Source organism: Burkholderia aenigmatica (assembly GCF_902499175.1).
Classification (GTDB): domain Bacteria; phylum Pseudomonadota; class Gammaproteobacteria; order Burkholderiales; family Burkholderiaceae; genus Burkholderia; species Burkholderia aenigmatica.
On sequence record NZ_CABVQC010000121.1, the window covers coordinates 1 to 8768 of the forward strand.

The window sequence follows — 8768 nt, forward strand, 5'->3', positions numbered from 1 at the left end:
GAGGACAATGCGCCGGCCGGGATGAGGCAGTTCTATTACACGACCAGCCCGGTTGGATATGTCCAGGTCGACAACTCGGGGAAGATCACGCAGGCCGGGCAGATCACGATCCCGGCAGGCGGGACGAGTGGCTCGTTCACATTCCCTACCTATCAAGGCAATACGACGGCCGGGTTCCCGCATGCTGTCGTCAGCGTACAGGCTACGCCGACGACAGCCGCGGTGCCATTCTGGGTGTCGGCTACGAATACGGCCGTGACGGTCACGTCGGGCTCGCCGGATTCCGCGCTGACGTTCTCATTCAAGGTTGAGGGGTATTGAGCCATGCTGAAGAAGATCCTTGCGGGATTCGCGCTCGGCTGCGCATGCTCGATCGCGCTCGCTCAGTCGTCGATCCCGTTCTACATTCCGAGCGCGAAGATTGCCGCGCTCAACCTTACCGCGTCGTCCGTCCAGGTCAACGGGACAACGGTGCTCTCGTTCGGCAGTAGCAGCGTGTCGGTCGGCATCGGCGCGTCGCCGCCGCGAGCGACTCTGGACGTAGGTGGCCCGATCAAGACGCTCGGCTATACGGTCTCGACCTTGCCGACGGGCGTGGCAGGTATGCGTGCGTACGTGACCGATGCGACGAGCTGCACCTTCATGGGCTCGCTGACTGGCGGAGGCTCGACGGTCTGCCCGACGTTTTACAACGGCACTGCCTGGCTTGCCGAATAAAGGCACGTTGCTACCAATGCGGGGCGCCTTCGGGCGCCCTTTTTCATTTCCGGGGGATGAATGATCGACAACGCATCGGCGCCGGCGCGCGTCGAGGAACGGCTGCGCGCGGGTGACCGCCGCTTCTCGAAGCTGGAGCAACGAATCGACGCAAGCGACGCGGCAGTAAAGGCCCACCTTCAGCGGCAGGACGAAAAGATCGACGCCATCGTGGCTTCGGTTTCCCTGATCCAGACGAATACCCAGTCGATGGTCGATACGTGGGAGGGCGGCGCGCGCGCGGTGCGCGCGTTGTGCCGCCTTGCCGATGCGTGGCGGTTCCTTGTTCGACACGTCGCCGGCCCGACGATCGCGTTCGGCACGGTCGGCGTGATCGTCTTTCGCTACATGCGACACGAACCCATCCCCGAGTGGGCGAGTGCGGTCGTGAAACTTCTTCTGGGATGACCATGACACCACAAATTCTCGCTGCCGCTCTGCAGATCCAGCTCACGCGCGCGACGCCTTGGGCTGACCCGCTATCGGCGGCCATGGCGCTGTATGCGATCGACTCGCCCGCGCGCCAGGCTGCGTTTCTCGCGCAGTGCGGGCATGAGACGGGGGGATTTCAGTGGCTCCGCGAGATCTGGGGGCCGACTGCCGCGCAGCGCGCGTATGAGCCGCCGACCTCGAAGGCTGCTGAGCTGGGCAACACGCAGGCTGGCGACGGCTTCCGGTACCGAGGCGGCGGCCTGATCCAGATCACCGGCCGCTACAACTACCGCGTGATGGGTCAGAAGATCGGGATCAACATCGAGGGCAACCCCGATCAGATCGCACAGCCGAGCGTTGCTGCCGAAGCGTCGGCGCAGTTCTGGGCCGACCACGCGCTCAGCGCCTTCGCTGATGCGGGCGACTTCCTGTCGATCAGCCGCGCGATCAACCTCGGCAATCCGCGTTCGGCGGCGACGCCGAACGGCATGGATGACCGTCTGGCGCTGTGGGCCTCGTGCAAGGCCGCGCTTGGCGTGGCCTGACCCGCCAGCTTTCGATTTTTCGAAATTTCGCAATCCAGCCCGGCCGCGCGCCGGGCTTTTTTCATTTCTGGACCAGACATGACCCGATGCAGCCATGACGTCGCGCTCGAGCAGCGCTGCGAGAAGTGCACGTCCGAGGGCCTCGCCGGCCTGCCGAAGATCGCCGGCGAGCATGCCGTACGCGTGACCGACGTCGAGATCGAGTACTACCCGGATCACGCGCCGCGCACTGAATCGGCGACGTTCCGGCACACGAAGAAGGAAGGGCACGCCGCGGGCCTGCGCTGCTCGATCAGCGGCCAGCCGGCGCCCGAGTATCACCACCTGTTCTGCGAGTGGGCGGATTCGGACGCTATCGACTGGGCGACCGTCCGCGGCGTCGCGCTGGGCGACGTGAAGGCGTTGCCCGTGCTCGACCCGACGACCGATCAGCCGACGAAGGAACTGTATCCGGTCGAGGAATCGTTCCTGTGGCTCGTCTGCAAGCTCGTCGAGCTGCGCGGCTTCGACTGGCACGCGTTCGATCCGGCGAAGCCTGAGACCTTCGTCGATGCGATGACGAACATGCTTCCGCTGTCGGCGAAGTTCCACCGGTCGCCGACGCATGGCATCCATCACCGGTCGTTCCCGACTTTCGTGTTCCAGGCGTTCCCGCGCAAGGCCGGGTTCGTCTTCACCCCGGACGAGCTCGTCCAAACCGAGAAGGAGTAAGCCATGCCCGTGAAATCCAGCCTCGTGACCGGCGGCATCACCATCGGCGTCACGGATCTCGTCCCGACTGTCGACTGGGTGCTCGGCGGCTGCCGCGGCCCGGTGCCGGCCAGCCTGTCGTCGCTGATCGCCGGCCTGGTCGCTGCAGCTTTCCATGCCGCTGTTGCCGCGTACACCGAACGCGCGGCCGCCAAGGCCGCTCAGCAGCCTGCCGTCTCGCAGTAATCCGTCCGCCGCGCGCCGCGGCATCACTCCCGAAGGAACCCCCATGAAGAAGCTCATGCCGCTCGCGGCAGGTATCGTCGCGTCCGTCCTCATCGTCGCGGCTGGCTGCACGACGGCCCAGCAGCAGAAACTCGCTGATCTGGCGGCGACCGCCAAGGTGCAGGTCGCGCAAGCATGCGCGGTCGTGCAGCCGACGCTGCTCGACCTGAGCGCGTCGCTGCCGAATGACGCGAACCTGAAGCAGCTCGCGGCGGACAACGGCGAGATCTGCGCAGCCGCTAAGGCGCTCGACGCGACGAGCGCGCAGACGCTCGTGAACACGCTGATCCCGCAGGCGATCGGCCTCATTGGCATGCTGCCGATCGATCCGGCCGCGCAGACGTCGATTCGACTCGCGCTCGGCGCCGCGTCGATCGCTCTGTCTAACTGGCTGGTGGTCTACGGCACGCCGGCCGCCGCGTCGACGCCGCTCGCGGGCGCGCCGCTGCAATGACCCCGCGCGACTACGCGCTGCTCGCGCAGGAGGCGTATTCCGCGAAGCCGGACATCGGCAAAGCGGACAGCGCCTCGCGCGCCATCGTGCGGCAGACGGCCGCCGGCCTGGTCGTCGCCTTTCCGGGCACCGACAACCTCGACTGCGTCGCGGCCGATCTGGACGCGCACCCGATCGACGTCATCGGCATCGGGCAGGTGCATCACGGTTTCTGGAAGGCGTGGGGCGCGACCGCCGTCGACGTACTCGCCGCGATCGACGGCCGTCCGGTGACGCTCGTCGGGCACTCGCTCGGCGCCGCGATCGCGATCATGGCTGCCGCAGCGATGGTGGTCGGCGGCAATCCTCCGGCGGCCGTGTACGGCTTCGAGCCGCCGCGGGTAAGCACGAACGGGAGCGTCGCGGCGCTGCTTGAGAAGGTGCCGCTGAACCTGTTCAAGAACGGGAACGACATCGTGCCGGAGCTTCCGCTCGACTGGCATCACGCCGGCGCGATTCAGCAGATCGGGCGCCCGATGTTCCCGTTCCCGAACGTGACGGATCACGCGATCGCGCGTGTGATCAGCGCGCTTTCAGTCGTCGGCGAGCCTGGCCTCGTCCTGCAGAATCAAGCGTAGCTGGTGCAGGGCGACGAGGTGGCCGCCGACATCTTCACTCCACACCTTCTGGACCGATTTCCGGAGGCCTTCCGCATCCCTGAACTGGTGCCGACACCGGGCGATCTCGAGGATCAGGCGTCGCACCTCGTGACCTTCCGGGTAGCGGCGCCACATTTCGCGCAGCTCCCTATTGGTTGGTGACTGGAAGTGCGGAAGAGGTTGGCGAAGCATGGGAAGGCGAAACGATACTGTATGGATATACAGTTTATCGCGAGCCTAGGATAGGGCGTCAACTGGAAAAAATGGGGTCTGCGTGCGACATGGAGGCCCGGGCTGCCGCCGAGAGGAAGGGCTGAAACGTTGGGAATGAAGCTAAAAAAAGCCTGTTGAATCAAAGGCCAGTTTTGCTATATTATTCCCACGCGCGAGCCTGTGAGGCTTGATAGATAAGGCTAGCGAGCTAGGATTGTGATTCCTGGGCTTTCTCGGCCAGCTTGGGCTGGCCCTAGTGTAGGATCTCGCGTGGGGCACTTCGTGCGCCCCCGTTTTGCGCAAAAGGCCGCCTCGTGCGGCCTTTTGCATTTCTGACCCGCCCATCGAGGCGGGTTTTTTTATGGCCTCAGCAAATGAAGAAGATCGATTGGACCAAGGTCGTAGTCGCGGCGATTCGTGCGATCGCTGCGATCATCGTGGCCTTGATCACCCATCCGCATTCCAGCTAAGCGCCAAATCCCGAGCAGTCTTACCGTCACCCTGCAGTCCGTGACGGGTCGGTGATTTTTTGGCCACTGACCTGTCACCGGCTCCCGGTAGCGTTTTTATATATGATAATGTCCTTTATCAAACGTAAGGACAATACTCGTGGCTGACCCAACCACCGCTAACCCGAACTGGACACTCGAAGTCGCGAAGATCGCGGTCCCCGTCGTTCTGGGCGCTCTCGTCTGGGCAGGTCAGTTGCTTGCCCAGCGTGCGTGGACAGCCTACGAACAGCGGCGGGATGTCTACTTCGATGTTGTTTTCGGGCTGGACAGTTTGCTGCAAGGCAGTACTCGGGATGAGCGGCGCAATTACTTGGGCGCTATCAGAAAGTTGTGGCTCGTTGGATCGGACGAGGTAGTACGAGCGGCAAATGCCCTGTCGCACGCAATCAAGAACAGCCAATCATCGGAATACGAACAGCTGTACGGCGCACTCATCTTTGCGATGCGCCGTGATTTGACGACACGCAAATGGCTTCCTCCGGGAGAGACCTCGCTCGTGGCTTCAGACTTTCCGGTGGAGGGGCCTGGGCAATGAAACGCGACATGGACCCGATCCGCGAGCTGCTGCTGAAGCTTGAGGCGCGGCCCGTCCCGCACAGTGGCATTGAGTGGATTGTCCCCGATCGGCTCGATATCCAAGTGCCCGGCCATGACATCGAGGCGATCGGCTACCACCTGTCGCTGCTTGAACAGGCGGGTCTTGTGGAGGCGGAAGGAATGGGATTCGGAATCAGTCCGGGACCCGGTATCGCCTTTCGTGGTCTGAGCTGGGCCGGCCATGATTTTCTCGATACCGTTCGCAGTGCCGACGTGTGGGACAAGACCAGCAAAGTGGCCAGGGCTGTCGGGGGGCTGACGGTTGACCTGCTGATGGCAACGGCCAAAACCTATCTCGAAACCAAGATCAAGGGGCTGGTCGGTGGCTGATACCTCCCTCGTCCTTCCCACCGGCGCGACGGTGCCTGCGCTGGTGACGTCGGCCGGCGACCGCGCCAGTCTCCGATTCCTGGAGTTTTTTGCGTCGGCGATCCGCAATCCGCACACACGTCGCGCGTATGCGCGGGCGGCCAGCGACTTCCTCACGTGGTGCGCTGGCGCGAGTGTGACGTCGATCACCGCCGTGCAGCCGCTGCATGTCGCCGCGTGGATCGAACTGCAGACCCAGAAATCCTCGGCGCCGACCGTCAAGCAGCGGCTCGCGGCGATCCGCCACCTGTTCGACTGGCTCGTGACCGGCCAGATCGTGCCGCACAACCCGGCCGCCTCCGTGCGCGGGCCCGTGCATTCGGCCCGCACCGGTGCCACGCCCGTACTCGATCCCGCCGAGGCCCGGCAGCTGCTCGACAGTATCGATGTGAGCACACCCATTGGATTGCGGGACCGCGCGCTGATTGCGCTCATGGTGTTTTCGTTCGCGCGGATCGGCGCGGCGCTTGCGATGCGCGTCGATGACGTCTATGTGCGGCAACGACGGCTTTGGATATGCCTGCGCGAAAAAGGTGGCAAGGCACATGCGATGCCGTGCCACCACACACTTGAGATGGCCCTGCGCGCTTATTTGGACGGTACCGGCATAGCATTTGATCCGAAGGGAGCACTGTTCCGCACGATCGCGCGTGGCACTGGACAACTGAGCGAGACCACATTGGCACAGGCCAATGCCTACGTGATGGTGCGGCGTCGGGCAGCGGCCGCAGGTATTGCGACGAAGATTGGCAGTCACGCGCTCCGTGCGACGGGCATAACCACGTACTTGCGGAACGGCGGCACGCTTGAGAACGCTGCGGCAATAGCGAATCACGTATCAACACGCAGCACGCAGCGTTATGGCGATCATTCAAGGGCAATCGAGATTGAGGAGGTCGAGCGCATATCCTTATATGCTTGAGTCAAGACTTGGTCTCCCAGTCAGCGTCAGACCAGGTCTAAGATTCCTCGCCGTGCCTGCAGCAAGGGCCGTGATCGACCCATAGCTGCCGTTGGCCAAGGTAATTTGCTAACTTGACTGGCCCGGCCCTGACAGGTCCGAGGCACCTCGGCACTTGGCGAATTACATCTGTTGGCTGCATTTTTACGGCTATTCGTGGCTAACCCGCAGCGTAAGCAGTTTCAGCGGGGCACTTTCCCGGCAAATAGCTCGCTTTCCGGACGCGCCTCTAGTTGCTCCAACAGCGCGGCAAAGGATGGCGTACCGGTCAACAATTGGTCGAGCTCGGCATTGCGGGCATACCGACGTGCCATTTTCCCGGCCCGACTCGAAAGCATCATGCTTGCGTTGTAGTAGTCCACACCGACATAGTTGCCCAGCCAGTCCTCTAGCGAGTGGTGCAGGACTACCAGGGTAGCGCCGCTGCGCTGGAGTTCCTGCATTTGTTCCTGCTGGGCATCCGCGTCCGGGATCGGAGTGACGATGGCTGCTACATGTAGATTGCCTGTGCGTCGCAAATGCACGGCCAACGGCGCCACGGAGAGTTGGCCGCCGGCCGGAAACACCGTGACCTTAGCCGGGATCACAAAGCGCGCAAGCAACTCCTGAATAGTCCGGACATCATCCACTCCTTCGACGATGATGGTCCATTCGCGCTGTGGCTTTGAAATTGAGGCTTCCGCGCCGAGTCGTGCCTGCTCGGCGAGATGCGTGGACAGGTCAAAGAAGGGTTGGCCGTACTCGGCGGCATAACGCAGCTTCACCCGAATGGCCTCGCGCATGGAGATTTGCTTGTCTTCTATCAGCAGCAGGTCTTGGCGGCCAAAGAGGATCAGGTTGAGCTCCTTGCCGTAAAGCAGCGCGTCTACGGCCTCGGCGCTGTAGTCGGACATCGAGAAAAAGGCGCCAATGGTGCCGACCAGCTTGCCATCGACTTTACCCTTGAAGGCGTAAAGGGCGGAGGCAGCAATGGGCGGGGTGTGCCATTTGGCCTCTAGCAAAAAGAAGCGATCGTCCATGGCAAAGGACCCGTCTATTTCCTCCCCGCTGGGACGCATGCTGGCCCGGGGTGCCATGCCTTCGAGTTCAAACATTTGCTTGAGAACTCGCTCAAAGCTGCGGCCGCGACGCTGAAACCAAGCCGGATCAGCACCCTCAGGCGGTTCAAGCAAGTCTTTAAGTCTCAAGTTCATTACGCGTGGCCCTCTGTAGTCAGCTGATTGTGTGCGGGAACTGTACTATCAAATGCGGCGCCCGGACCGGTGCCGGCCGGCACCGTGGTGTGGGGGGCCAGGCCCCGCAGCGGAGGGAACTTTCTACTATGCCAGCGCCATGAACAAAACGGCCGCTGTTGGCCGACCTGAGTCAGACGATCTGACGCTGTCTGTTTGGTCTAATCCGGCTTCATACACCTTATAGGACGTGAGCAGATTGATATCCAACATCAAGTCTTCACTTGTGCTTTTTCGGTGGCCCTCGTGGCCGGTCGGCAACGTGCGGCCGGCATAGTTGATCTGCGAGTCGCATGCCTTTGCATAAGTCAGTCGAGTTCTAGGGCGGACTCATCAACGATGTCGTCCGGCATAAAAATCCCGCTTTCCTCTATCTTCCCTCGGGCGGCCGCGAGATCGCGAACGAACATTACAACCGCCAGATCCCGTTTCGCGCGTGAACAGCAGACATAAAAGAGGCGCCTGGTCCGATCGATCACATTGTCGTCGCCTGCATCGATGTTCTCTTGATCCGTCTCCGAGGGCGGAGCAATGTTGAAATATTTTTCGTATGAGAAGAGGCGCTGGCCTCTTCCTTCGTCGTCGTCGATCAACACAAGGACACGTTCGAATTCAGCGCCCTTGACACCCTGCTGAGTGGCAAATGGGGAAAGGTCCTCGAGGTAGTGACGATATCCTCTCAGCTCGCTAACTTGGCAGTTCAGGAAGGCGATGATGGAAGGCACTTCGGGGTCGTCATCGGCAGCAAGGGTCTCTGCATCGTCATCAAGATACTTGGACCAGGCCTCATCAAGCTGAAGCAACCCCGTGTTGGATGCGAATATCAGCACGGTCCTGAGCGTCGCATCGTTTGAGTGCATGAGTGTTGTAAGGCCCTCGGTGGCCGCTCGTAGATTTCTTAGTACTTCGGGCGCATCATTGCCGGCCAGACCCACCGAGCTCAACAGCAAACACTGTGAACGCAACAACGTCATTGCGTCAAAGTCGCGGCGATCTCGGACAGCCATTGCTAGTGTAGCGTTCGATTCTTGATTGAACGTAAATGAATCGCCTGCCTCCAACGTCTACTTTGGTTTGCATTGGA

Annotated in this window: 13 protein-coding genes and 1 pseudogene; 12 read left to right on the forward strand and 2 right to left on the reverse strand. The window is 62.0% G+C overall.

The window, feature by feature from the left end; genetic code table 11:
* From BDO18943_RS41640 to BDO18943_RS41690, 12 genes and pseudogenes are all read left to right on the forward strand, one after another.
* A pseudogene (locus BDO18943_RS41640) lies at positions 1-321 on the forward strand (glycosyl hydrolase family 28-related protein); the annotation flags it as partial.
* Between the two features lie 3 nt (positions 322-324).
* Positions 325-717, forward strand: coding sequence for a hypothetical protein (locus BDO18943_RS41645; protein ID WP_175026626.1), 393 nt, complete (start codon positions 325-327; stop codon positions 715-717).
* Between the two features lie 60 nt (positions 718-777).
* On the forward strand, positions 778-1164 hold the full coding sequence (locus BDO18943_RS42900; protein ID WP_235996328.1) for a hypothetical protein: 387 nt from the start codon (positions 778-780) through the stop codon (positions 1162-1164).
* Between the two features lie 2 nt (positions 1165-1166).
* The gene (locus tag BDO18943_RS41650; protein ID WP_235996329.1) at positions 1167-1733 is read left to right on the forward strand and encodes a glycoside hydrolase family 19 protein; all 567 of its coding nucleotides are present in this window, start codon (positions 1167-1169) and stop codon (positions 1731-1733) included.
* A 78-nt stretch (positions 1734-1811) separates the two neighbouring features.
* Entirely contained in the window at positions 1812-2444 is a 633-nt protein-coding gene (locus BDO18943_RS41655; RefSeq protein ID WP_175026628.1) for a hypothetical protein, read from the forward strand.
* A 3-nt stretch (positions 2445-2447) separates the two neighbouring features.
* Positions 2448-2669 (forward strand): hypothetical protein, encoded by a 222-nt coding sequence (locus tag BDO18943_RS41660; protein ID WP_175026629.1) that lies wholly within the window; start codon positions 2448-2450, stop codon positions 2667-2669.
* A 43-nt stretch (positions 2670-2712) separates the two neighbouring features.
* Positions 2713-3162 (forward strand): hypothetical protein, encoded by a 450-nt coding sequence (locus BDO18943_RS41665; RefSeq protein WP_175026630.1) that lies wholly within the window; start codon positions 2713-2715, stop codon positions 3160-3162.
* On the forward strand, positions 3159-3779 hold the full coding sequence (locus BDO18943_RS41670; protein ID WP_175026631.1) for an alpha/beta fold hydrolase: 621 nt from the start codon (positions 3159-3161) through the stop codon (positions 3777-3779). Before BDO18943_RS41665 ends, BDO18943_RS41670 begins: the two co-directional genes overlap by 4 nt.
* A 3-nt stretch (positions 3780-3782) precedes the next feature.
* Positions 3783-3962, forward strand: a complete 180-nt coding sequence (locus BDO18943_RS41675) for a hypothetical protein (RefSeq protein ID WP_175026632.1) — start codon at positions 3783-3785, stop codon at positions 3960-3962.
* 660 nt (positions 3963-4622) lie between these two features.
* Positions 4623-5060, forward strand: coding sequence for a hypothetical protein (locus BDO18943_RS41680; protein ID WP_175026633.1), 438 nt, complete (start codon positions 4623-4625; stop codon positions 5058-5060).
* Entirely contained in the window at positions 5057-5452 is a 396-nt protein-coding gene (locus BDO18943_RS41685) for a DUF2513 domain-containing protein (protein WP_175026634.1), read from the forward strand. The genes BDO18943_RS41680 and BDO18943_RS41685 overlap by 4 nt, the downstream gene beginning before the upstream one ends.
* Positions 5445-6413: a tyrosine-type recombinase/integrase gene (locus tag BDO18943_RS41690; protein ID WP_175026635.1), complete on the forward strand. Its 969-nt coding sequence runs from the start codon at positions 5445-5447 to the stop codon at positions 6411-6413. Before BDO18943_RS41685 ends, BDO18943_RS41690 begins: the two co-directional genes overlap by 8 nt.
* 221 nt (positions 6414-6634) lie before the next feature.
* On the opposite strand, the gene BDO18943_RS41695 is transcribed toward BDO18943_RS41690, so the two are convergent.
* Both BDO18943_RS41695 and BDO18943_RS41700 read right to left on the reverse strand, forming a co-directional pair.
* Positions 6635-7645 carry a restriction endonuclease gene (locus BDO18943_RS41695; protein ID WP_175026636.1) on the reverse strand — a complete coding sequence of 337 codons (1011 nt, stop codon included), beginning with the start codon at positions 7643-7645 and terminating at the stop codon, positions 6635-6637.
* A 347-nt stretch (positions 7646-7992) separates the two neighbouring features.
* A complete protein-coding gene (locus BDO18943_RS41700) occupies positions 7993-8691 on the reverse strand; it encodes a hypothetical protein (protein WP_235996330.1) in 699 nt (232 codons plus the stop codon).
* Positions 8692-8768 lie beyond the last annotated feature (77 nt).